This is a genomic window from Pseudomonas sp. GM18, assembly GCF_000282195.1.
Taxonomy (GTDB): domain Bacteria; phylum Pseudomonadota; class Gammaproteobacteria; order Pseudomonadales; family Pseudomonadaceae; genus Aquipseudomonas.
On record NZ_AKJT01000032.1, the window covers coordinates 1 to 24,602 of the forward strand.

At 60.1% G+C, this 24,602-nt stretch carries 17 protein-coding genes and 1 pseudogene; 12 read left to right on the forward strand and 6 right to left on the reverse strand.

From position 1 onward, the window contains the following. The first annotated feature begins 1,203 nt into the window (after nt 1-1,203). The 3 genes from PMI21_RS19375 (at nt 1,204) to PMI21_RS19365 (ending at nt 7,980) form a co-directional block, all read left to right on the forward strand. Complete coding sequence (locus PMI21_RS19375) at nt 1,204-4,656, forward strand: GMC family oxidoreductase N-terminal domain-containing protein (protein WP_007936402.1); 3,453 nt, start codon at nt 1,204-1,206, stop codon at nt 4,654-4,656. A 184-nt stretch (nt 4,657-4,840) separates the two neighbouring features. Then, nucleotides 4,841-6,709 carry a hypothetical protein gene (locus PMI21_RS19370; RefSeq protein ID WP_007936403.1) on the forward strand — a complete coding sequence of 623 codons (1,869 nt, stop codon included), beginning with the start codon at nt 4,841-4,843 and terminating at the stop codon, nt 6,707-6,709. A 26-nt stretch (nt 6,710-6,735) separates the two neighbouring features. Next, nucleotides 6,736-7,980, forward strand: coding sequence for a metallophosphoesterase family protein (locus PMI21_RS19365; protein ID WP_007936404.1), 1,245 nt, complete (start codon nt 6,736-6,738; stop codon nt 7,978-7,980). A 133-nt stretch (nt 7,981-8,113) separates the two neighbouring features. Here the strand turns inward: PMI21_RS19365 and gbcA are convergent, their stop codons facing one another. After that, entirely contained in the window at nt 8,114-9,409 is a 1,296-nt protein-coding gene (gbcA, locus tag PMI21_RS19360) for a glycine-betaine demethylase subunit GbcA (RefSeq protein WP_018928791.1), read from the reverse strand. A 282-nt stretch (nt 9,410-9,691) separates the two neighbouring features. Between gbcA and gbcB the strand changes: the two genes are divergently transcribed. Continuing rightward, entirely contained in the window at nt 9,692-10,792 is a 1,101-nt protein-coding gene (gene gbcB / locus PMI21_RS19355) for a glycine-betaine demethylase subunit GbcB (RefSeq protein WP_007936406.1), read from the forward strand. A gap of 72 nt (nt 10,793-10,864) precedes the next feature. On the opposite strand, the gene PMI21_RS19350 is transcribed toward gbcB, so the two are convergent. The 3 genes from PMI21_RS19350 to PMI21_RS19340 form a co-directional block, all read right to left on the reverse strand. After that, a complete protein-coding gene (locus PMI21_RS19350) occupies nt 10,865-11,689 on the reverse strand; it encodes an SDR family oxidoreductase (RefSeq protein ID WP_007936407.1) in 825 nt (274 codons plus the stop codon). A 230-nt stretch (nt 11,690-11,919) separates the two neighbouring features. Beyond that, nucleotides 11,920-12,453 carry an REP-associated tyrosine transposase gene (locus tag PMI21_RS19345; RefSeq protein WP_007936408.1) on the reverse strand — a complete coding sequence of 178 codons (534 nt, stop codon included), beginning with the start codon at nt 12,451-12,453 and terminating at the stop codon, nt 11,920-11,922. Nucleotides 12,454-12,690: 237 nt separating this feature from the next. After that, nucleotides 12,691-13,731 (reverse strand): threonine aldolase family protein, encoded by a 1,041-nt coding sequence (locus PMI21_RS19340; RefSeq protein ID WP_007936409.1) that lies wholly within the window; start codon nt 13,729-13,731, stop codon nt 12,691-12,693. 127 nt (nt 13,732-13,858) lie between these two features. On the opposite strand from PMI21_RS19340, the gene PMI21_RS19335 reads away from it, so the two are divergent. The 8 genes from PMI21_RS19335 to fdhA all read left to right on the forward strand — a co-directional run bounded on the left by PMI21_RS19335 (nt 13,859) and on the right by fdhA (nt 23,671). Continuing rightward, nucleotides 13,859-14,575 carry a TraX family protein gene (locus tag PMI21_RS19335; protein ID WP_007936411.1) on the forward strand — a complete coding sequence of 239 codons (717 nt, stop codon included), beginning with the start codon at nt 13,859-13,861 and terminating at the stop codon, nt 14,573-14,575. Nucleotides 14,576-14,756: 181 nt separating this feature from the next. Further along, the gene (gene glyA, locus PMI21_RS19330) at nt 14,757-16,010 is read left to right on the forward strand and encodes a serine hydroxymethyltransferase (protein WP_007936413.1); all 1,254 of its coding nucleotides are present in this window, start codon (nt 14,757-14,759) and stop codon (nt 16,008-16,010) included. A 23-nt stretch (nt 16,011-16,033) separates the two neighbouring features. Continuing rightward, nucleotides 16,034-17,284, forward strand: coding sequence for a sarcosine oxidase subunit beta (locus PMI21_RS19325; RefSeq protein ID WP_007936415.1), 1,251 nt, complete (start codon nt 16,034-16,036; stop codon nt 17,282-17,284). A gap of 14 nt (nt 17,285-17,298) precedes the next feature. Continuing rightward, entirely contained in the window at nt 17,299-17,628 is a 330-nt protein-coding gene (locus tag PMI21_RS19320) for a sarcosine oxidase subunit delta (protein WP_007907563.1), read from the forward strand. Beyond that, a complete protein-coding gene (locus PMI21_RS19315) occupies nt 17,625-20,642 on the forward strand; it encodes a sarcosine oxidase subunit alpha (protein WP_007936417.1) in 3,018 nt (1,005 codons plus the stop codon). Before PMI21_RS19320 ends, PMI21_RS19315 begins: the two co-directional genes overlap by 4 nt. A gap of 58 nt (nt 20,643-20,700) precedes the next feature. After that, nucleotides 20,701-21,333 carry a sarcosine oxidase subunit gamma gene (locus PMI21_RS19310; protein ID WP_007936420.1) on the forward strand — a complete coding sequence of 211 codons (633 nt, stop codon included), beginning with the start codon at nt 20,701-20,703 and terminating at the stop codon, nt 21,331-21,333. Between the two features lie 142 nt (nt 21,334-21,475). Further along, a complete protein-coding gene (gene purU, locus PMI21_RS19305; RefSeq protein WP_007936422.1) occupies nt 21,476-22,333 on the forward strand; it encodes a formyltetrahydrofolate deformylase in 858 nt (285 codons plus the stop codon). A gap of 138 nt (nt 22,334-22,471) precedes the next feature. Then, the gene (gene fdhA, locus PMI21_RS19300) at nt 22,472-23,671 is read left to right on the forward strand and encodes a formaldehyde dehydrogenase, glutathione-independent (protein ID WP_007936430.1); all 1,200 of its coding nucleotides are present in this window, start codon (nt 22,472-22,474) and stop codon (nt 23,669-23,671) included. Between the two features lie 74 nt (nt 23,672-23,745). Here the strand turns inward: fdhA and PMI21_RS19295 are convergent, their stop codons facing one another. Together PMI21_RS19295 and PMI21_RS28745 are read right to left on the reverse strand one after the other, a co-directional pair. Then, nucleotides 23,746-24,096, reverse strand: a complete 351-nt coding sequence (locus PMI21_RS19295; protein WP_007936432.1) for a hypothetical protein — start codon at nt 24,094-24,096, stop codon at nt 23,746-23,748. A 255-nt stretch (nt 24,097-24,351) separates the two neighbouring features. After that, nucleotides 24,352-24,474, reverse strand: a pseudogene (locus PMI21_RS28745) (cold-shock protein); the annotation flags it as partial. Nucleotides 24,475-24,602 lie beyond the last annotated feature (128 nt).

Genomic DNA, 24,602 nt, shown 5'->3' on the forward strand with positions numbered 1-24,602 from the left:
TAGCCGCCCCCGGCCATGGATGGCCGATGGCGGCGGGCCCCCGGAGCAATGCCGGAGTGAGGGCATGCCGAGCCTAGGCGAGGCACCGAATGGCGGGGCAAAGCGTTTTGGTTACTTTGGCGCTTTTCCAAAGTGACCCGCTGTAAGAGCGGAACCATAAGCCGCCGTTACCGCAGAAATGGATATGCACTCCCAACACCTGGCCCCCAACATTACCCACAATCCCTGTTAGCGCTTCTGTGGATAACATGTTCGCCCCTCGCTACACCCCACACCAATCAAGCCCTCCAGCCCCCAGTACAAAAAACAACCAGCCTAACCCACGGTTTTTTCGGGCTTTTTCCACAGCGTAACCTCGCTCACTGGCCGATACTTGCCCCCAATCTCTGTTGGCGCTTCTGTGGATAAGATGTTCGCTGTCCGCTACAGCCCATACAGATCGGTGCTTTCAGTGGGTTGATCAAATATTGTCCAATTCGACGTTTTCCCTCGCTAATCCTTCCGCAAACCCCGAACTCTCGCGGTTTTCAGCGGTTTTCCACAGAACGAGCAAAGTTGCCCCCAAAGTCTGTTGGTGCTTCTGTGGATAAGGTGTTCGCCATCCCCTGTACGCCATGTAAAACGTGGTCTGCAAGCTTCTGATTAAAAAACAACCAGTGCCTGGCCAAAACCCTGCTTCCGGATAAGTCACGGTTTTTCTTCGGTTTTTGTGAATAGATTTAGCCTGTCATCCACAGTTGTCCCCATTTGCTGTGGGTGGAGATGTGGATAACTTGTTCGCTGAACCCTGCAAGCCACGGCCCGCATAGGCTGGAACGCGATAGATCAGATTTCATACAGTTCTAAGGCACTCCTTGACTTCGATCTGTCGCCTGTCTTCACTCTCATGGCACACGGACAGCCATCGCTTATCCACATCTGGTTCAGGGAGAACGCGTGATGGATAGCCAGCCACATCGCTCGCAGCCACATTCGCACCCAAGCCCCTGCACGACCTGTGTCCCGACACCCGCCACCTTGTTGCACAAGCGGATTCACCGTCGCGCCGCCAATCAGCGCGCTCGTCTATAGCGCCTGATCCCCATTCCCCTGCCATAACGCAGCTGCCATTGAGGCCCGACCGTGCCCGGTGACCAGGCGTTTGTTCGTCTATCGATTGCAGGCAACCGCAGAGTTGCCCCATCTGCCCGAGAGGAAAGACCCATGACACGGATCGCCACGCCCATCAGCGATATCAAGGAACATTACGATGTGATCGTCATTGGCTCCGGCTACGGCGGCGGGATCGCGGCGTCGCGCCTGTCCCGGGCCGGCAAGCGGGTATGCCTGCTGGAGCGAGGCCGGGAAATCCAGCCCGGCGAATACCCCAATACGATGCTGGCGGCCACTGACGAGCTGCAAGTGCATGATCCGGACGGGCACATCGGTTCGCGCACCGGGTTGTTCGACCTGCACGTCAACGCCCAGCAGAACGTAGTGGTCGGTTGCGGCCTGGGCGGCACGTCGCTGATCAATGCCAACGTCGCGCTGGAACCGGAGCCCGGTGTGTTCGACGACCCGCGCTGGCCGCTGGCGGTGCGTGAACATCGTGACACGTTGCTCAAGGACGGTTACGCCCGGGCTCGGGAAATGCTCAAGCCCAATCCCTATCCGAAAACTGCTCCGACCTTGCCCAAGCTCGAGGCTAACCAGAAGTCTGCCGACTACCTCAAGCAAGGCGCGCACTTCTACAAGCCACCGATCAACGTGACCTTCGACAAACTGCCGAACAACCTCAACCACGTTGGCGTCGAACAGTTGCCGTGCAACCACTGCGGCGACTGCGTTTCGGGCTGTAACAACAAGGCCAAGAACACCACGCTGATGAATTACCTGCCGGATGCCTGCAACCACGGCGCAGAGATTTTCTGCCAGGCCGAGGTGCGGCATCTGGAGCGCGACGGCGATGGCTGGATCGTGCACTTCCAATACCTGGACAGCGGCCGTGAGAAATTCTCCGCGCCGACGCTGTTCGTCAAGGCGGACATTGTGGTGGTGTCGGCCGGCACCCTGGGTTCCACCGAAATTCTCCTGCGCTCTCGGGACAAAGGCCTGTCGACGTCCCATCAGCTCGGCGAAAACATGAGCGGCAACGGCGACATCCTCGGTTTCGGCCACAACTGCGATGAAACGATCAACGGCATCGGTTTCGGCGCCCATCCGGCCAAGGAAATGGAGCCGGTCGGCCCGTGCATCACCTCGATCATCGACATGCGCACCGAAGGCGACTGGCGCAGCCGGATGGTCATCGAAGAAGGCTCGATCCCCGGCGCGCTGGGCCGGCCCATGGTGCCGAGCATGGCCACATTCGCCGGGTTGATCGGCAAACCCACCGATGACAGCTTCACCGGCAAGCTCAAATACGCCGAGCGCGAAGCCGAAAGCTTCCTGCGCGGCCCGTACCACGGCGCCCTGCACAACATGCAGACCTACCTGATCATGAGCCACGACGACGGCAAGGGCCGCATGGTGCTCGACAGCAAGGATCAGCTGCGCATCGACTGGCCAGGCGTTGGCGAGCAGGAAAACGTCAAGATCGGCAACGAGCGCCTGCACCAGAGCACCAAGGCCTTGGGCGGGATCTGGGTCGAGAACCCGATCTGGACCGAGCTGCTCAAACACAGCATCGTTTCCGTGCACCCATTGGGCGGTTGTGTGATGGGTGAGGATGCGGCGCAAGGCGTGGTCAACCACAAGGGCCAGGTGTTCAGCGGCGTCAGTGGCACCGATGTCTATGCCGGGTTGTACGTGGCCGATGGCGCGGTGATCCCGACCTCTCTGGCGGTCAACCCGTTGCTGACTATCTCCGCCGTGAGCGAGCGCAACATGGGCCTGCTGGCCGCCGATCGCGGCTGGCACATCGACTACACATTGCCCTCGGCGCCACGCAAACCGGTGGCGGCGCCAACCCTCGGCGTGCAGTTCACCGAAACCATGAAGGGCTATTTCTCCAAAGATTTCACCCAGCCCCAGGGCACCGATCTCAAGCTCTACGAAGCGGCGGCCAAACGCGGCAAGTCGGATAACTCGCCGATCGAATTCACCCTGACCATCACCGCCAACGACCTCAATCGCATGATCAAGGAGCCGGAGCATGCCGCGACACTGGTCGGCACCCTGGATGCGCCGGGCCTGTCGCCAGAGCCGCTGACCGCCAGCAACGGTGTGTTCAATCTGTTCGAGGAGTATCAGGAGCAGGTTGGCGTGCGGCACATGAATTACGACATGAAACTGACCGCCGAGGACGGCAGCGATTATTACTTCAGCGCATTCAAGACCGTGCCCGAAGACAACGGCGTGCTGAACGTCTGGCACGACACCAGCACCCTCTACGTGACGCTGTATCGCGGGCCGGACAAGACGGGCGAGGTGATCGGCTCCGGGGTGATGCACATCGAGCCGGCTGATTTTGCCAAGCAGATGACCACCATGAAAGTGCTCAACGCGCGTAACGAACGCGAGCGCATTGAAGGGCTGGCGCGGTTCGGCAAGTTCTTCGCCGGCATTTTGTGGGAGAGCTACGGCGGGGTGTTCGCGGGCGATATCTACTTCAACCCTGATGCGCCGCCCCGGCAGAAACGTCCGCTGGATGCGCCGACCCCGAGCGTGCAGTTCTTCCAGACCGAAGACAGCGTCCAGCTACGCCTGACCCGTTATCAGGGCGGCAGCAAGGGGCCGGTGATGCTGGTCCATGGCCTGGGGGTGGGCTCGAATATTTTCTCCACCGACACCATCCAGACCAACCTGTTGGAGTACCTGTGCAAGCACGAGTACGACGTCTGGCTGTTGGATTTCCGGGTCAGTATCCTGCTGCCGGCCAGCAAGCACGAATGGAACGGCGACCAGATTGCCAAGTATGACTTCAAGGCCGCCATCGAGCATATCCAGCAGGCAACCCTCGCCGCTGACGTGCAGTGCGTGGTGCATTGCTACGGCGCGACGACCTTCTTCATGTCGCTGCTGGCCGGGTTGCAGGGCGTGCGTTCGGTGGTCTGTTCGCAGATTGCCGCCGACACGGTGGTCGCCACGGCAACGGGACTCAAGGCCGGTTTGCATTTGCCGGGGATGCTCGACGCCATCGGCATCAAATCCCTCACCGCGTATGCCGACAACAAGGAGAGCTGGTTCAACAAACTCTACGACAAGGCCCTCAACATCTACGCCAGGATTGAGGCTCAAGGCTACTGCACCAACCCGGTGTGCCACCGCATCACCTTCATGTACGCGTCGTTGTATCGCCATGACACGCTCAACGAAACCCTGCACGACAACCTGCACGAGCTGTTCGGCGAGTCGAACATACAGACTTTCGAGCACCTGGCGCTGATCCTGCGCAAAGGCCATCTGGTGGACTTCAAGGGTCAGGACGTCTACATGCCGCACTTCGACCGGCTGACCATGCCGATCTGCTTCATCAGCGGCGAAGACAACCAGTGCTACTTGCCGGAAAGCACGCTCAGGACCTATGAGCGCGTGTGCAAAGTCCATGGACCGGAGCGCTACAGCCGGCATGTGGTGCCGGGCTACGGGCATATCGACTGCATGTTCGGCAAGAACGCGGTGGTCGATGTGTACCCGATCATCCTGCAACACTTGGAGAAAACCGCCCAGGGTTGACGCACTCCGGGTAGCAGCTGCCGAAGGCTGCGTTCGGCCGCGTAGCGGACGTAATCCAGACACCGCGTTTGTTCAGATAAAACGCGGGCATTCGGTTTACGACTGCTGCGCAGCCGAACGCAGCCTGGCGGCAGCTGCTACGGATATCCGTCGTGCCCGAAATGGACAAAAGGAAATGGATGATATGGACAGTTACATCCGCTGGTTTCAACGCTTCATCTGGATAGGCATTGTGATGAACATGGTCTTCGCGATTCCGGCGCTGTTCGCGCCGGCGTTGCTGACCTCGATGCTCGGAATGCCTCCCCAACTCTCCGATCCTTGGCTGGAGAACGCCGGCATGTTGCTGGTGGGGATCAGCCTTTTTTACATGCCGTCAGGCTTCAATGCGCCCAAATACGTGGTGCATTCGTGGCTGTGCGTGTTGTCGCGGCTGGTCGCCGTGGCGTTCTGGATCTACCTGATCAACACCAGCAACCAGGCCCAGGTGTTCGTGCCGATGCTGCTGGGCGATCTGGGCATGTTCCTGATCCTCGGGATTCTGCTGTACCTGGGCAGCGCGCCGGCCAATCGGCCTTTCGCATTGCTTCGCGACGGCTGGCGTGAGTGGTGCGCAGCGTGGGTGCGACGCTGGCGGCGGCACAGCTTCAAAGTCGCCACGCTGGTCGTGGTGCTGGCACTGGGGTTTATCGGCTACGAAACCTGGTACCAGATGCTGCGAGTGGTGCCGGCCGAGCAATACGCCTCCGACGAAGATCACTACAAATACGCCGCCATCGGCCTGGGCATCGAAGCGCGGATTCCCTATTACCTGTTCGCCGTGTTGCCGCAGATGTGCCCGGAAAAACTGCCGAAACCCGGCGGCTACGAAGTGTTCGGTTTCCTCTACGAGAACGGCAAGGACCTGCCGATCGGCATGGCCAAGCGGCAAATCGGCTACCCGACCGTGGAGCCCAACTGCGCTCTGTGCCACACCGGCTCCTACCGCGCCAATGCCAGCGACGTTGCTACCCCGGTGGCCTCCGCGCCGGCCAATACCCTGCAGCTGCAGGCCTTCCAGTGGTTCGCCTACGATTGCGCGAGCGACCCCAAATTCACGCCTGACGCGGTGATGACTGCGATCAACAGCAAGTTCCAGCTCGGGTTTTTCGAGCGGCTGTACAACCGTTATCTGATCATCCCGATGGCCACGAGCGCGCTGATCAAGCAGAAACAGGCCTACGCCTGGCAGCAACTGCGCGCACCGCAAGGGCCAGGGCGCACCGACACCTTCAACCCGACGAAAATGGTGGTGTTCGGCTTCCCGGATGACTCGACCATCGGCACCGTCGATTTGCCGCAAGTCTGGAACCAGAAACCCCGGGAGTCGCTGTACCTGCACTGGGATGGCAACAACAACGACATCCATGAGCGCAACTACGCGGCGGCGATGGCCGTGGGCGCGACGCCGGAGTCGGTGCTGCCGGAGAGTTTCAACCGGGTGACCAATTGGCTGCTGGGCCACAAGGCGCCGGCCTGGCCGTTCGCGCTGGATCAGGCCAAGGTCGTCCGGGGCAAGCCGGTCTGGGAAAAAAATTGCGCCGGTTGCCATGACTTCGGCCGCACCGATACCGGTCAGGTCACCACCACTATTGATGAGCTGGGCACCGATCCCCATCGGCTGAACTCGTTCACCACGGGGTTGGTGACGGCTTTCCACGGCTTCAAGAAACCGCCGTTCGACTTTGGTGCCTACCGCAAGACTCAGAGCTACAGCAACACGCCCACCGACGGCATCTGGTTGCGCGCGCCGTACTTGCACAACGGTTCGGTGCCGACCCTGTGGGATTTGCTGCAACCACCGGAACTGCGGCCGCAGGTGTTCTTCACCGGTTCCGACATTTACGACAAGGACAAGGTCGGCTTCATCACCAGCGGCGAGCAGATGAAAGCCTCGGCGGACTTCAAATACGACACGCGTCTGGAGGGCAACCACAACGGTGGCCACCTGTACGGCACGCAACTGTCGGAACTCGATAAGCGGGCGCTCATCGAGTTCATGAAAACCCTGTGATTCCACTACGGATGGAGGAAGGCGATATGTCACTGGTCAGTCATTGGGAACACGAGTACGACAAGGTCAAGCTGCGCTTGCACGGCTTGTTCACCCGCCTGGAAATGGCCTGGAAAAAGCTTGTCAGCGAGCTTGAGCCGGAGGAGTACCAGGCCATCGTCGCGCTACTGCAACGGGGGCACGATCAGGCGCAATACGTGCTCAAGCACGGCGACTTGCCGGACGATCGGCCGAGCGTGCCGTGGGAGTTGGCGCACGGCTTGTCGATCTTGCACATCGGCAACGCCAGCCCTTTGCCGCAGTCGGTGGACGAGCTGCAAACCCAAGTGCTCAAGGACGGCAGCCTGCTGGGTTGTCGCAAATGGGAGCTGCTGGATCTGTTGTGGAGCGAAGCGCTACTGAAGTGGATCGAGAACCTGCGGCATCACGCGCCGTTCGCCACCAATCCGGCGTTGATGCGCATGGACAGTGACGTCACGCTGGCCATTGCCGGTGACTGGGGCACCGGGCCGTTCGACAGCCATGCCCCGGCGGTAGCAGTGGCCAATCAGATGCAACTGGCCCAGGCCGACTTCACCATTCATCTGGGGGATGTGTATTACGCCGGCACCCGCTCCCAGGAAGACGTGGACATGGCCGGCTGGCCGATGGGCAAGCACGGTTCGTTCACCCTCAACTCCAACCACGAGATGTACAGCGGCGCCCATGGCTACTTCAAGGAACTGGCCAAGCGTTTTCCAGCGCAGCAGGGCACCAGTTATTTTGCGTTGTACAACGATGACTGGCTGGTGATCGGGCTCGACACGGCTTATGCCTCGGATCCGATGAACCTGTACATGGACGGTGCGCTGAACAAACAGCAGATCGACTGGATGAAAGACCTGCCCCAACGCAAGAAGATCATGGTGCTCAGTCACCATCAGGGCTTCGACATTACCGGGCATGACAAGACGGCGTTGTATAAGCCGGTGTGCGATGCCTTGGGACGCGAGCCGGATTACTGGTATTGGGGGCATTTGCACAACGGCATCTGCTATGCCACTCAAGGTGGCTTGCATGCGCGTTGCGCCGGGCACGGGGCGATTCCCTACGGCAATGCCAGCGAGCTGAACGGGCATTCGCGGGTGCTGTGGTCGGAAACCCAGAATGCGCGGGATGAGGCGTACCCGGATCGGGTGCTGAACGGTTATGTGAAGGTGCGGCTGGTGGGGGAGAACATCGAAGAGACGTTTATTGGCGAGGATGGGTCAGTGCGGTGGTCTTCAGTTTAGCGGGGTGACCGAATGATTGTTCCCACGCTCTGCGTGGGAACGCAGCCCGGGACGCTTTGCGTCCCAAGAGCCGAACGCAGAGCGTCCGTCGAGGCATTCCCACGCAGAGCGTGGGAACGATCAGAGTGACAGGTCAGCCTTGGACAGGAACGCCTTTGAGGTAAGGCGCAGGCTCGGCCCCGAGGTTGTTCAGCATCCGCTCGCTGTACCAATCCACAAAGTTCACCACACCGAACTCATAGGTCTTGGAGTAAGGCCCTGGCTGGTACGCGGTGGAGTTGATCCCGCGCTGGTTCTCTTCGGCCAGGCGACGGTCCTGGTCGTTGGTGGCATCCCAGACCTGGCGCATGCGCTCCACGTCGTAGTCCACGCCTTCAACCGCGTCCTTGTGGACGATCCACTTGGTGGTGACCATGGTTTCCTGGGCGCTGATCGGCCACACGGTGAACACGATGATGTGGTCGCCCATGCAGTGGTTCCACGAGTGCGGCAGGTGCAGGATGCGCATCGAGCCCAGATCCGGGTTCTTGATCCGGCCCATCAGTTTGGCGCAGCCCTGTTTACCGTCCATGGTCATCGACACGGTGCCCTTGAGCAGCGGCATGCGCACGATACGGTTACGCAGGCCGAAACTGGCGTGGGCGTAAGGGATCTTCTCGGCTTCCCAGGCAGCGGCGGAAGCGGCTACGTGGTCCTTGAAGGCCTGGTCGGCACGCGGGTCGGTGACGTCGTCCCATTCCAGCAGGGTTTTCAACAATTCCGGGTGTGAACCGCCGCAGTGGTAGCACTCGCGGTTGTTTTCCAGTACCAGTTTCCAGTTGGCCTTTTCCATCAAGGTGGTTTGCACCGCCACCTTGGTGTTCTCCATGTCGTACGGTTCCATGTAATGGCTGAGCGTCGACAGGAAGTCATCGATGGCCGGCGGGTTTTCCGCCAGGCTGATGAAGATGTAACCGCCGGCGGTCTTCACGTTCACCGGTTTGAGGCCGTATTGCTTCATGTCGAAGTCGGCGCCCATTTCGGTGCCGGCGAACAGCAGGCGACCGTCCAGCTCGTACGTCCACTGGTGGTAGTGGCAGACCAGTTTGGCGACTTTGCCTTTTTCGCTGGTGCACAGGCGTGAACCACGGTGGCGGCAGACGTTGTGGAACGCATGCACCACGCCATCGGCGCCGCGAATCACGATGATCGGGTTCTTGCCGACTTGCAGGGTCAGGTAGTTGCCCTTGGTCGGGATCTCGCAGGTCATGCCGGCGATCAACCACTCTTTCTGGAAGATTTCCTGCATGTCGATATCAAACAGCCGCTCGTCAGAGTAAAAAGGCTGCGGCAGCGAGAAAGTGCGCTCGCGCTCTTGCAGCATCTGCGCGGTGGCCTTGCGTGCGGGTTCCAGTGGATCGCCCAGGCTCAGGGTAGTGGTGACGTCCATCATGTGTTTCCTCAAGGCCATCTGCGTGGCCGCGAAAGTGGCTGATCAGGTTTGCTACGCAAGGTGTAAAGGTTGTGTCTTGGTATGGGGCGAGTGTGGGGCCGGCGCTCCCCGGAACCTTATCCATGGGCGACATGGCCCAATCTGTTCCCGACGCGCAACCCCCGGTAATTGGGGGCTGGTCGCGATAAGTATGTGAATGTCGCAGATAGGTAAATGGCGGGGCTGCTCTATACGCAGAATCGCCAACATAAAGGCCGGTAGTCGGCCGTGGAGATCAGCATGTCCAACAACTTCCTGAACCCGGTAACCACCCAGACCTGGGCCAATGGTCGACACATTGTCCGTTGCGTCAAAGTCATCCAGGAAACCTGGGATGTGCGCACCTTCTGCTTTATGGCCGACCAGCCGATCATGTTCTTCTTCAAACCGGGGCAATTCGTCACCCTGGAGCTGGAAATCGAAGGCCAGCAGATCATGCGTTCGTACACCATTTCCAGCTCGCCGTCGGTGCCGTACAGCTTCTCGGTGACGATCAAGCGCGTACCGGGCGGCAAGGTCTCGAACTGGTTGCATGACACCCTGCATGAAGGCTACGAACTGGCGGTGCACGGCCCGGTCGGGCTGTTCAACGCCATCGACTTTCCGAACCCGAAAGTGCTGTACCTCAGCGGCGGCGTGGGCATCACCCCGGTGATGTCCATGGCGCGCTGGTTCTTCGATACCAACGGCAATGTCGATATGGCCTTCATCCACAGCGCCCGCTCGCCGAAAGACATCATTTATCACCGCGAGCTGGAGCACATGGCGTCGCGGATCGAAAACTTCAGCCTGCACCTGATCTGCGAGAAACACGGTTTCGGTGAGCCGTGGGCCGGATACCGCGGTTATCTCAACCACAAGATGCTCGAACTGATGGTCCCGGACTTCCTTGAGCGGGAAGTGTTCTGCTGCGGCCCGACGCCTTACATGAACGCGGTCAAGCGCTTGCTGGAGAACGCCGGCTTCAATATGAAGCGCTACCACGAAGAGTCCTTCGGCGCGACACCACCAGAGGCTATCGCCGATGCAGAGGAACACGCTGAACAAGCGGCCGACGCCCCCGCAATCGACGCCGCCGACCTGCACCAGGTGGAGTTCACCGCCTCCGGCAAGAGCATCCGCGTGGCCCCGGGCGAAACCGTCCACGCCGCTGCCGCCAAACTGGGCCTGATGATCCCCAAGGCCTGCGGCATGGGCATCTGCGGCACCTGCAAGGTAATGAAGCTAGCCGGCGAAGTGGAAATGGAGCACAACGGCGGGATTACCGAGGAAGACGAAGCCGAAGGGTTCATCCTGTCGTGCTGCAGCGTGCCGAAGGGGGATGTGCGGATCGAGTATTAATCGGTCGAGATGATCGCTGAATAACCTCTGTAGGAGCAGCCTTCGGCAGCTCCTACAGAGGGCGCGCTTCAATCAGTCGACAAACAGGTCTGGCATCAGTTTGTCGGTGGAGTCAGGCGCAAACCGATACCCTTCAAAATCCGTCACCCCCTGCTCGCGCAAAATCTCCTCATCAATCAACAATCGACCGGTAATGCTGCGACCGCTGCTGTCGAGAATGACGTGGGCGGCATCCGCCATGATCGCGGGTGTGCGGGCATGCTTGAAGGATTCGCGCGACCCGAGCTGAAACTCGATGGCGGCCGTGGCGATCATCGTCTGCGGCCATAGAGAGTTGACGCTGATACCGTAAGCGGCGAATTCCTCGCTCATGCCCAGGGTGAGCATGCTCATGCCGTACTTGGTGACGGTGTAGGGGCTGTATTGGGCGAACCATCGGGTGGCCAGGTTCAGCGGCGGTGACAGGTTGAGGATGTGGCCGCTGGATTGTTTCAGATAGGGCAGGGCGGCCTGACTGCACAGCAGCACGGCGCGGGTGTTGATCTGGTGCATCAGGTCGAAGCGCTTGAGTTCGATGTGTTGCACGCCGGTCAGCTTGATCGCCCCGGCGTTGTTGACCAGCGCGTCGATGCCGCCGAAATGCTCATTGGCGTCGGCCAAGGCCTGGCGCACGATGGTTTCATCGCGTACATCCACCTCCAGGGCCAACGCCTTGCCGCCCGCGGCTTCGACTTCCGCTGCCACGCTGAAGATGGTGCCAGGCAGTTTGGGGTGAGGGGCGGCGCTTTTCGCGGCAATCACGATATTGGCCCCGTCGCGCGCGGCCCGCAGCGCAATTTCACGACCAATCCCGCGACTGGCGCCGGTGATGAACAGGGTTTTGCCTTGTAATGACATGCGGACGCTCCCGATTGACGTGATCCGAGTGGATCGAAACGGCTCGCAGTCAATGTAGACCAACTCTCCAGCCGCCACTGATGATCGTTCCCACGCTCTGCGTGGGAACGCCTCTCGGGACGCTCCGCGTTCCTGCCTCATCACCTGCGTAGCATCTGAAACCGTTGTGACGCAGAGCGTCACGGGCTGCATTCCCACGCAGAGCGTGGGAACGATCAGATGGGGCACCCTCAGTACCAGCGCTGAATTTCGATCAAGCCCTCCATCCCTGCATAGTTTCTCGCACTGGAGTAGCGCCACTGCTCCGGCAAATCCACATATCCACGCTTCACCGGGTTGTAATGGATGTAATCGAGCTTTTGGCGCATCACCGTTTCGCTGTACACCATTTCCGCGTGCGAGCCTTCCTGCCACAGCTGATAAACCCGATCCTTCTTATGAGCCCGTTTGCTGAAGCGCAACCGTTGCAAGGCGCGTTCGGCACCTTTGCTTTGCAGGTCATCGATGATTTGACGCGCGGTGAAGGATTTGAACTGGCTGAGGCATTTGCCCAGGTCTGGAGCTTCGGCGACGAAGTGCAAATGGTTTTCCAGGATCACATAGCCATACAGCTGCAGGTTCTGATGAGTTTGTTGGTGGCGCCAGCAGTTGAGCAGGTGATCGACAATGTAGGGGCGGATAAACAGTGGGAGCCATTCCATGATTGTGCAGGTCAGGAAATGGGGTTTGTCGGGTTCGGTGATGGCGTAGCGGCTTCGACCCATGGATGCATTCCTTTGCGGGGGAATGACTAGGGTGAGCAGGATTGCATGAGGAGGCTAGAGGACAATGACGCGGAGCGAGTAAGAAATTGCGATGCGCGACCGTGATCGTTCCCACGCTCTGCGTGGGAATGCAGCCTGTGACGCTCTGCGTCACTGCGGTGTTGGGCATTGCGAGGAACGCGGAGCGTCCCAAGAGGCATTCCCACGCAGAGCGTGGGAACGATCAGTGGTGGGGCGTCAGGCTGCCATCACGTGCCGAATATCCGCCGCCAGTTCCCGCACGCGTTCTTCTTCGGTGTCCCACGAGCACATGAACCGTGCGCCGCCGTTGCCGATGAAGGTGTAGAAGCGCCAGCCCTTGGCGGTCAGTGCGGCGATTGCCGGTTCCGACAGTTGCAGGAACACGCCGTTGGCCTGCACCGGGAACATCAGCTCGACGCCAGGAATATCGCTCACCAGTTCGGCCAGCAACTGCGCGCAGTGGTTGGCGTGGCGGGCGTATTTGAGCCAGGCGTCGTTTTCCAGAATCCCGACCCAAGGGGCTGAGAGGAAGCGCATCTTCGACGCCAGTTGCCCGGCCTGTTTGCAGCGGTAGTCGAAGTCTTCGGCCAGTTTGTGGTTGAAGAACAGAATCGCTTCGCCCACCGCCATGCCGTTTTTCGTACCACCGAAGCACAACACATCGACACCGGCCTTCCAGGTCAAGTCGGCTGGCGAGCAACCCAGGTACGCGCAGGCGTTGGAGAAGCGGGCGCCGTCCATGTGCAGGTTCAGACCCAGTTCTTTGCAGGTGACGCTGATGGCGCGGATTTCATCCGGGGTGTACACGCTGCCGACTTCGGTGGCCTGGGTCAGGGTCACGACGCGTGGTTTCGGGTAGTGGATGTCCTGGCGCTTGAGGGCGATTTCGCGGATCGATTCCGGCGTCAGCTTGCCGTTTTCGGTACGGGCGATGAGCAGCTTGGAACCGTTGGAGAAAAACTCCGGCGCGCCGCATTCGTCGGTTTCGACGTGGGCGGTTTCCGAGCAGATCACGCTGTGGTAACTCTGGCACAGCGACGACAGGGCCAGCGAGTTGGCCGCGGTACCGTTGAAAGCGAAGAACACTTCGCAGTCGGTTTCGAACAGCTTACGGAATTGATCGGACGCGCGTGCGGTCCACTCATCGTCGCCGTAAGCGCGTTGGTGGCCGTGGTTGGCCTGTTCCATGGCAGCCCAGGCTTCAGGGCAGATGCCGGAATAGTTGTCGCTGGCGAATTGTTGGCTCTTGTCGGTCATGGCCGGCTTCCGTGATCGAGGCGCTTGTGGCGCTTCGTTGGTCAATGATGATGTGCACTTTACCGAAGATCGTCCGGGGAGCACACGGGGTGAGTCTGTCAGAAAAATACAAACGCCTCGGGCAATTATGCACATGACGCCGAGGGACGGTGCATTGGATCTGCTCAAGTGGCTGGCGCTGCTGAGCATGGTGCTCGATCACCTGCGATATGTCGGTTATTCCGTCGATTTCCTTTATGTTCCGGGCAGGCTGGCGTTTCCGTGGTTCTGTCTGGCGATGGCGGCCAATCTGTCGCGTGTTCGCGCAGTGACGACCGACGGCCAGTGGCGCTACCTCGGTTGGTTGTTGCTGTTTAGTGCTCTGAGCGAAATTCCCTACCGGATGTACATCCCCGATCCCGTCACTTTAAACGTGTTGCCCACGCTGGCCCTGGGGTTGTTGGTGGCGCGCGGCTGGCAGCACGGGACGCCGCAATCGCGACTGTTGGCGGCGCTTGCCTTGTTGCTGGCGGTACTGTTCCCGCAGCGACTGATGTTCGGTTTCTTCGGCGTGCTGTTGCCGCTGGCGATGTTGCTGGTGATCCAGCGGCCCTGGTATTTCAGCCTGCTGCCAGGGTTGGTGTGCCTGGCGGCCAATCAATGGCAGGTGCTGTATTCTGCTGCCTGGTTCGGCAGCGGTGCGGCGATTCTCGGCATCGCCGTTTGTCTGATTGCGCCATTGTTGGGGCTGCTGCTATTGCGACACGCCCAAGGCATTCAGCCGCCGCCGATGCGCCGCTGGGCCTACGCGCTCTATCCCGGGCATTTCCTCGCACTTCTGGCCTTGCGCCAACTCATTGCCTGAACCCCTGCAGAGGCGTGCAAAACCCCGCTCCCGCTGTCCATGTCGTAAACGCACCTTTGCGTGGCGTCCATAGGCATTTGACCTGTCTGCGCCGGTCATACCATCGCATCCAAAGGGCACTGCCGTAACGCCAGTGCCTTACCGAGACGAATGGCGCATAGATGCCGCTGGGAGAGACGCGATGTTCAGCAAGCAAGACCAGATCCAGGGTTACGACGATGCACTGCTGGCGGCGATGAATGCCGAGGAGCAACGCCAGGAAGATCACATCGAGCTGATCGCGTCAGAGAACTACACCAGCAAACGCGTGATGGAAGCGCAAGGCAGTGGCCTGACCAACAAATACGCCGAAGGCTATCCAGGCAAGCGCTACTACGGTGGCTGCGAGCACGTCGACAAAGTCGAAGCGCTGGCCATCGAACGCGCCAAGCAACTGTTCGGTGCCGATTACGCCAACGTCCAGCCGCACTCCGGTTCCTCAGCCAACAGCGCCGTGTACCTGGCCCTGCTGCAAGCCGGCGACACCATCCTGGGCATGAGCCTGGCCCATGGCGGTCACTTGACCCACGGCGCCAAAGTGTCGTCGTCGGGCAAGCTGTACAACGCTGTGCAGTACGGCATCGACACCGACACCGGCCTGATCAACTACGACGAAGTCGAGCGCCTGGCCGTCGAGCATAAGCCGAAGATGATCGTTGCCGGTTTCTCGGCCTACTCCAAGACCCTCGATTTCCCACGCTTCCGCCAGATCGCTGACAAGGTCGGTGCCCTGCTGTTCGTCGACATGGCCCACGTTGCCGGTCTGGTCGCTGCCGGCCTGTACCCGAACCCGCTGCCGTACGCCGACGTGGTCACCACCACCACCCACAAGACCCTGCGTGGTCCACGTGGCGGTCTGATCCTGGCCAAGGCCAACGAAGAAATCGAGAAGAAGCTCAACGCTGCCGTGTTCCCGGGTGCCCAGGGCGGCCCGCTGATGCACGTCATCGCCGGTAAAGCAGTGTGCTTCAAGGAAGCACTGGAGCCTGGCTTCAAGGCCTACCAGCAACAAGTGATCGACAACGCCCAGGCGATGGCCGGCGTATTTATCAAACGCGGCTACGATGTAGTGTCCGGCGGTACCGATAACCACCTGTTCCTGGTCAGCCTGATCCGTCAGGGCCTCACCGGTAAAGAGGCGGACGCAGCACTCGGTCGTGCCCACATCACCGTGAACAAGAACGCTGTCCCGAACGATCCACAGTCGCCGTTCGTGACCTCCGGCCTGCGTATCGGCACCCCGGCGGTGACCACTCGCGGCTTCAAGGTTACCCAGTGTGTTGAACTGGCTGGCTGGATCTGCGACATCCTCGACAACCTCGGCGACGCCGATGTCGAGGCCAATGTTGCGCAGCATGTGGCAGCCCTGTGCGCGGACTTCCCGGTTTATCGCTGAGCGCGGTTTTGGAGTAAATGACTATGCAACGCTATTCGGGCTTCGGCCTCTTCAAACACTCCCTCAGCCACCATGAAAACTGGCAGCGCATGTGGCGCACGCCGACCCCTAAAAAGGTCTACGACGTGGTTATCGTCGGCGGTGGCGGGCATGGCCTGGCGACCGCCTACTACCTGGCCAAGGAGCACGGCATCACCAACGTGGCCGTGGTCGAGAAAGGCTGGCTGGGCGGCGGTAACACCGCGCGCAACACCACCATCGTGCGCTCCAACTACCTGTGGGACGAATCGGCCCACCTGTACGAACACGCGATGAAATTGTGGGAAGGCCTGTCCCAGGACCTGAACTACAACGTGATGTTCTCCCAGCGTGGCGTCTACAACCTGTGCCACACCCTGCAGGACATTCGTGATTCCGAGCGTCGGGTCAGTGCCAACCGCCTCAACGGCGTGGACGGTGAACTGCTCGATGCCAAGCAAGTCGCCGACGAGATCCCGTACCTCGACTGCTCGAAGAACACTCGCTACCCGGTAATGGGCGCCACCGTCCAGCGTCGCGGCGGCGTGGCCCGTCACGATGCCGTGGCGTGGGGCTTTGCCCGCGCCGCCGACGCCTTGGGCGTGGACCTGATCCAGCAGACCGAAGTCATCGGTTTCCGTAAGGAAAACGGTGTGTGCATCGGTGTTGAAACCAACAAGGGCTTCATCGGCGCCAAGCGCGTCGGCGTGGTGACTGCCGGTAACTCCGGGCACATGGCCAAACTCGCCGGTTTCCGTCTGCCGATCGAATCGCACCCGCTGCAAGCGCTGGTGTCCGAGCCGATCAAGCCGATTATCGACAGCGTGATCATGTCCAACGCCGTACACGGTTACATCAGCCAGTCCGACAAGGGCGACCTGGTGATCGGCGCCGGTATCGACGGCTACAACGGCTACGGACAGCGTGGTTCGTACCCGGTGATCGAGCACACCATCCAGGCCATCGTCGAGATGTTCCCGGTGCTGTCCCGCGTACGCATGAACCGTCAGTGGGGCGGCATCGTCGACACCACGCCGGATGCGTGCCCGATCATCTCGAAGACTCCGGTACCGAACATGTTCTTCAACTGCGGTTGGGGCACCGGTGGCTTCAAGGCAACACCTGGCTCGGGCAACGTGTTTGCCGCAAGCCTTGCCAAGGGTGAAATGCACCCATTGGCTGCACCTTTCTCCATCGACCGCTTCCACAGCGGTGCGTTGATCGACGAACACGGCGCTGCAGCAGTCGCCCACTAACAGGAGAAATCCCTATGTTGCATATCTTCTGTCCTCACTGTGGCGAACTGCGCTCCGAAGAGGAATTCCATGCATCCGGCCAGGCGCACATCCCGCGTCCACTGGATCCGAACAGCTGCACCGACGAGGAGTGGGGCGACTACATGTTCTTCCGCGATAACCCTCGCGGTCTGCACCACGAACTGTGGGATCACGTCGCCGGTTGCCGTCAGTACTTCAACGTGACCCGTGACACCGTGACCTACGAGATTCTCGAAACCTACAAGATCGGCACCAAGCCGCAGTTCACCGACAAGACCGACAGCCCGAAAGCGGCCGCCACGGCTCTGGGAGAGAAGGTATGAGCCAGATCAATCGCCTGTCCAACGGCGGACGCATCGACCGCAACAAAGTGCTGAGCTTCACCTTCAACGGCCAGGTCTACAAAGGCTTTGAAGGCGACTCCCTGGCCGCTGCCTTGCTGGCCAACGGTGTCGACATCGTCGGCCGCAGCTTCAAGTACTCGCGCCCACGCGGCATCTTCGCCGCCGGTGCCGAAGAGCCGAACGCCGTGCTGCAGATCGGTGCGACCGAAGCCACGCAGATCCCGAACGTACGCGCCACGCAACAGGCGCTGTATCAAGGCCTGGTCGCCACCAGCACCAACGGCTGGCCAAGCGTGAACAACGACATGATGGGGATTCTCGGCAAGGTCGGCGGCAAGCTGATGCCACCGGGCTTCTACTACAAAACCTTCATGTACCCGCAATCGTTCTGGATGACTTACGAGAAGTACATTCGTAAGGCAGCAGGTCTTGGCCGTTCGCCGACCGAGAACGATCCGGACACCTACGACTACATGAACCAGCACTGCGACGTGCTGATTGTCGGCGCTGGCCCTGCGGGTCTGGCGGCTGCACTGGCGGCTGCCCGCAGCGGTGCCCGTGTGATCCTGGCCGATGAGCAGGAAGAGTTCGGCGGCAGCCTGCTCGATTCCCGCGAAAGCCTCGACGGCAAACCAGCTACCGAGTGGGTTGCCAGCGTCATCGCCGAGCTGAAAAACACCCCTGACGTGCTGCTGTTGCCGCGCGCCACGGTCAACGGTTACCACGACCATAACTTCCTGACCATTCACGAGCGCCTCACCGATCACCTCGGCGACCGCGCCCCGATCGGCCAGGTGCGTCAGCGCATCCACCGGGTTCGCGCCAAGCGTGTGGTGCTGGCGACAGGCAGCCACGAGCGTCCACTGGTCTACGGCAACAACGACGTGCCGGGCAACATGCTCGCCGGCGCTGTGTCGACTTATGTTCGCCGTTACGGCGTGGCACCGGGCAAGAAGCTGGTGCTGTCGACCAACAACGACCACGCCTACCGCGTTGCCCTGGACTGGCTCGACGCCAGCCTGCAAGTGGTGGCCATCGCCGACGCCCGCAGCAACCCTCGCGGTGCGCTGGTGGAAGAAGCGCGCGCCAAAGGCATTCGCATCCTGACCGGCAGCGCCGTGATCGAGGCCCGTGGCAGCAAGCACGTGACCGCCGCTCGCGTTGCAGCGATTGATGTAAAAGCACACACCGTGACCAGCCCGGGCGAGTGGCTCGATTGCGACCTGGTCGCCAGTTCCGGCGGCTACAGCCCGGTGGTTCACCTGGCTTCGCACTTGGGCGGCAAGCCGATCTGGCGTGAAGACATCCTCGGTTTCGTACCGGGCGAAGCACCGCAGAAACGCGTGTGCGTCGGTGGCATCAATGGCGTCTACAGCCTCGGCGATTCGTTGGCCGATGGTTTTGAAGGCGGTGCTCGCGCTGCCAGCGAAGCCGGTTTCAGCGTGGTCGAAGGCGCACTGCCCAAAGCCCTGAGCCGTCTGGAAGAGCCGACTCTGGCGCTGTTCCAGGTGCCTCACGAAAAAGCCACTGCCCGTGCGCCGAAGCAATTCGTCGACCTGCAGAACGACGTCACCGCTGCCGCCATCGAACTGGCGACCCGCGAAGGCTTCGAGTCGGTCGAGCACGTCAAGCGCTACACCGCACTGGGCTTCGGCACCGATCAGGGCAAGCTCGGCAACGTCAACGGCCTGGCCATTGCCGCCCGTTCGCTGAACGTGACCATCCCGCAGATGGGCACCACCATGTTCCGTCCGAACTACACGCCGGTGACTTTCGGCGCCGTGGCCGGTCGTCACTGTGGGCACATCTTTGAGCCGGTGCGCTACACCGCGCTGCACGCCTGGCACGTGAAAAACGGTGCCGAGTTCGAAGACGTCGGTCAGTGGAAACGTCCTTGGTACTTCCCGAAAAACGGTGAAGACCTGCATGCCGCGGTCAAACGCGAATGCAAAGCCGTGCGCGACAGCGTCGGCCTGCTGGACGCTTCGACCCTGGGCAAGATCGACATCCAGGGCCCGGACTCCCGCGAGTTCCTCAACCGCATCTACACCAACGCCTGGACCAAGCTCGACGTGGGCAAGGCCCGTTACGGCCTGATGTGCAAAGAAGACGGCATGGTGTTCGACGACGGCGTGACTGCATGCCTGGCCGACAACCATTTCGTGATGACCACCACCACCGGCGGCGCTGCACGCGTGCTGCAATGGCTGGAAATCTACCACCAGACCGAATGGCCAGACCTGAAGGTGTACTTCACTTCCGTGACGGATCACTGGGCAACCATGACCCTGTCCGGGCCGAACAGCCGCAAGCTGCTCAGCGAAGTCACCGACGCCGACCTGAGCAACGAAGCCTTCCCGTTCATGACCTGGAAAGAAGCCCTGGTCGGTGGCGTGCCGGCGCGGATATTCCGGATTTCGTTTACCGGTGAGCTGTCGTACGAAGTCAACGTGCAGGCCGACTATGCGATGGGCGTGCTGGAAAAAATTGTTGATGCTGGCAAGAAGTACAACCTGACGCCATATGGCACTGAAACCATGCACGTGCTGCGGGCCGAGAAGGGCTTCATCATCGTCGGTCAGGACACTGACAGCTCGATGACCCCGGACGACCTGAACATGGGCTGGTGTGTCGGTCGCACCAAACCGTTCTCGTGGATCGGCTGGCGTGGCATGAACCGCGAAGACTGCGTGCGTGATCAGCGTAAGCAGCTGGTTGGCCTGAAGCCGATCGATCCGACCAAATGGCTGCCGGAAGGTGCGCAGCTGGTGTTCAACACCAAGCAAGCCATCCCGATGACCATGGTGGGTCACGTGACTTCCAGTTACCTGCACAACTCCCTGGGCTATTCGTTTGCCATGGGCGTGGTGAAAGGCGGCTTGAAGCGCATGGGTGAGCGAGTGTTCGCACCGCTGGCCGACGGTAGCGTGATCGAGGCGGAAATCGTTTCTTCGGTGTTCTTCGATCCGAAAGGCGATCGCCAGAACGTGTAATCGATCACCCCCCGCGCCAGGCGCGGGGGGCGACAAAGAATTCAGGAACAGGTGCTTTATGACCGCAGCCAATGTTTACCAACAACGCCCAACCACCGGGGCCAAGGCCGAGTCGTCGCTGCATCATGCCGACCTCGCCAGCCTGGTGGGCAAGGGTCGCAAGAACGCCGGCGTGATCGTGCGTGAGAAAAAACTCCTCGGTCACCTGACCATCCGTGGCGATGGCCACGATGCCGCGTTCGCCGCCGGAGTGCACAAGGCCCTCGGCATCGAATTGCCAGGTGCGTTGACCGTGATCATCAAAGGCGAAACCAGCCTGCAATGGATGGGGCCGGATGAATGGCTGCTGATCGTGCCGAGCGGTGAAGAATTCGCCGCCGAGAAAAAACTCCGTGAAGCGCTGGGCGACCTGCACATTCAGATCGTCAACGTCAGCGGTGGCCAGCAGATCCTCGAACTCAGCGGCCCGAACGTGCGTCAGGTGCTGATGAAATCCACCAGCTACGACGTGCACCCCAACAACTTCCCGGTGGGCAAGGCTGTTGGCACGGTGTTCGCCAAGTCGCAACTGGTGATCCGCCATACCGCCGAAGACACCTGGGAACTGCTGATCCGCCGCAGCTTCTCTGATTACTGGTGGTTGTGGTTGCAGGATGCGGCGGCCGAGTACGGGCTTAGCGTCCAGGCTTGAGATTGCCTTCGCGGGCAAGCCTCGCTCCTACGGGATTCATGTCGACCATGAGATGTCGGAACGACGCGGTCCACCGTAGGAGCGAGGCTTGCCCGCGATCAACCGCGAAGCGGTTGCCCATAACAACAGGAGTCACCGCACTATGAGCCGCGCCCCAGACACATGGATTCTGACCGCCGACTGCCCCAGCGTCCTCGGCACCGTGGATGCGGTGACCCGCTTTCTGTTCGAGCAGGGCTGCTACGTCACCGAGCACCACTCTTTCGATGACCGGCTCTCGGGCCGTTTCTTCATTCGCGTGGAATTTCGGCAACCCGACGGTTTCGACGAACAAGCCTTCCGCGCAGGTCTGGCGGAGCGTGGTGACGCCTTCGGGATGATCTTCGAGCTGACCCCGCCGAACTACCGGCCAAAAGTGGTGATCATGGTCTCCAAGGCGGATCACTGCCTCAACGACTTGCTCTACCGCCAACGCATCGGTCAGTTGTCGATGGACGTGGTCGCCGTGGTTTCCAACCACCCGGACCTCAAACCGTTGGCCGACTGGCACCAGATTCCGTACTACCATTTTCCGCTGGACCCGAACGACAAGCCGTCGCAAGAGCGCCAGGTCTGGCAGGTGATCGAAGAGGCCGGCGCCGAACTGGTGATTCTTGCCCGCTACATGCAGGTTCTGTCGCCAGAGCTGTGCCGCAAACTCGACGGCAAGGCGATCAACATTCACCACTCCCTGCTGCCGGGCTTCAAGGGCGCCAAGCCGTATCACCAGGCTTATAACAAGGGCGTGAAACTGGTCGGCGCCACGGCGCATTACATCAACAACGACCTGGACGAAGGCCCGATCATCGCCCAGGGCGTGGAAGCCGTGGATCACAGCCACTATCCCGAAGACTTGATCGCCAAGGGGCGGGATATCGAAGGGCTGACGCTGGCGCGGGCCGTGGGTTATCACATTGAAAGACGCGTGTTCCTTAACGCTAACAGGACAGTTGTTCTCTAGCGTTTTTACTGCCTGAAAAGATCGCACGGCTCTGCAGGAGCTGCCGCAGGCTGCGATCTTTTGATTTACCGAGCAATCAACGCGCCGCCGCTTCCTGGCGACGCGACCGCTACATAAAAACAACAGCGAGGTGAAAGCATGTCTGGTAATCGTGGTGTGGTGTATCTCGGCGCAGGCAAGGTCGAAGTACAGAAAATCGACTATCCCAAAATGCAGGACCCACGCGGCAGGAAGATCGAGCACGGCGTCATCCTGCGCGTAGTTTCCACCAACATCTGTGGTTCCGATCAGCACATGGTGCGCGGTCGTACCACCGCTCAGACCGGTCTGGTGCTGGGCCACGAGATCACCGGTGAAGTGATCGAGAAGGGCAGCGGTGTCGAGAACCTGCAGATCGGCGACTTGGTGTCGGTACCTTTCAACGTTGCCTGTGGCCGTTGCCGTTCGTGCAAAGAGCAACATACTGGCGTCTGCCTGAGCGTTAACCCGGCGCGTCCGGGTGGTGCCTACGGTTATGTCGACATGGGTGACTGGACCGGTGGCCAAGCCGAATACGCGTTTGTGCCGTATGCCGACTTCAACCTGCTGAAACTGCCGGATCGCGACCGGGCCATGGAAAAAATCCGTGACCTGACCTGTCTCTCCGACATCCTGCCCACCGGTTACCACGGCGCAGTGACTGCCGGCGTTGGCCCTGGCAGCACGGTGTACATCGCCGGCGCCGGCCCGGTTGGCCTGGCGGCTGCAGCTTCCGCTCGCCTGCTGGGCGCTGCGGTGGTGATCGTCGGTGACGTCAACCCGATCCGCCTGGCCCATGCCAAGGCACAGGGTTTCGAAATCGCTGACCTGTCTCAGGACACCCCGCTGCACGAACAAATCGCCGCACTGTTGGGCGAACCAGAAGTGGACTGCGCCGTCGATGCCGTAGGCTTCGAAGCTCGCGGTCACGGCCATGCCGGCGTGAAGCACGAGGCTCCGGCCACCGTACTCAACTCGCTGATGGGCGTGGTTCGCGTTGCCGGCAAAATCGGTATCCCTGGCCTGTATGTGACTGAAGACCCGGGTGCAGTGGACGCTGCCGCGAAAATGGGCAGCCTGAGCATCCGCTTCGGTCTGGGCTGGGCCAAATCCCACAGCTTCCACACCGGCCAGACGCCAGTGATGAAGTACAACCGCCAGTTGATGCAGGCGATCATGTGGGACCGCATCAAGATTGCCGACATCGTTGGCGTGGAAGTCATCAGCCTGGATGACGCGCCACGGGGTTACGGCGAGTTCGATGCGGGCGTGCCGAAGAAGTTTGTGATCGATCCGCACAAGTTGTTTAGTGCGGCATAAATAAAAAAACGGGCGGCCTTTGGGTCGCCCGTTTTTTATATGAATCAAAGGTACTCAGTAAAAGGTACCCGGCATTAGCTTGCCTTGAGCTTTAAGTATGGAACCGCTGTCTCGCCATTCTCTACTAACGTTTTGCCGCCGTAGCTGCAGATGGAGCCATCAAAGCTTTCGGCTTTCAGTTCGTATTTTTTGGCCAGATAATCATCGTTGGTAGCCATTGTGACGCCGGTCCATGTTTTGCCATTGGCGGTCGCGGTGTATTTGTAACCTTCATTGAAAGGGGCGGGAATATTCTTGTCGTCACTTGTATAAGGCGATGATTTGATATCGCTCACTTTAGGGCAAGTGCTGACGTCTGCTGCATAAACATTGCCCATCAGCGCCATCATTGCAAACACACCCACCGCAATTTTGCTTTGCATCATTGTGTACTCCGTTACGTAATTGGAGTGCCAATGCTGGTGGGCTTTCCTTTTTGTGCCTACTGTCAGATTTGATAGTTTTTTATGTCGATTTGAAATAATAGGATGAATTATCTAGAACACTACAGAATAAGGTGTCTTTTTTTCTCATGTTCGTCCGATCTTTATTCGCGCAGTTTTCCCAAAACGGCCTACGCCCTACTATCAGGCAGCAAGCGCAGGCCTCATCGCACAGTCAGGGACCCGAAGGAGCCAGTTTCACTCGGGTCGTACCTCTTTGGCCTCCATTCCCTTCGCCGCACCTTTCTTTGGTTCGAAAGACACTGTCTGGCCCTCTTTCAGAGATTTAAAACCATCAGACTCTATATCTTTGAAGTGCATAAGCGTAGCCCGCCATAACCACGACCGCGAAAACACTAGCGATAGTCTTCATCAACATAACGTGTATTCCTTTACCTTTATTCGGGTGTCCATGGTCGCGCTGATTTCTTGTGGTGCCTACTGTCAGA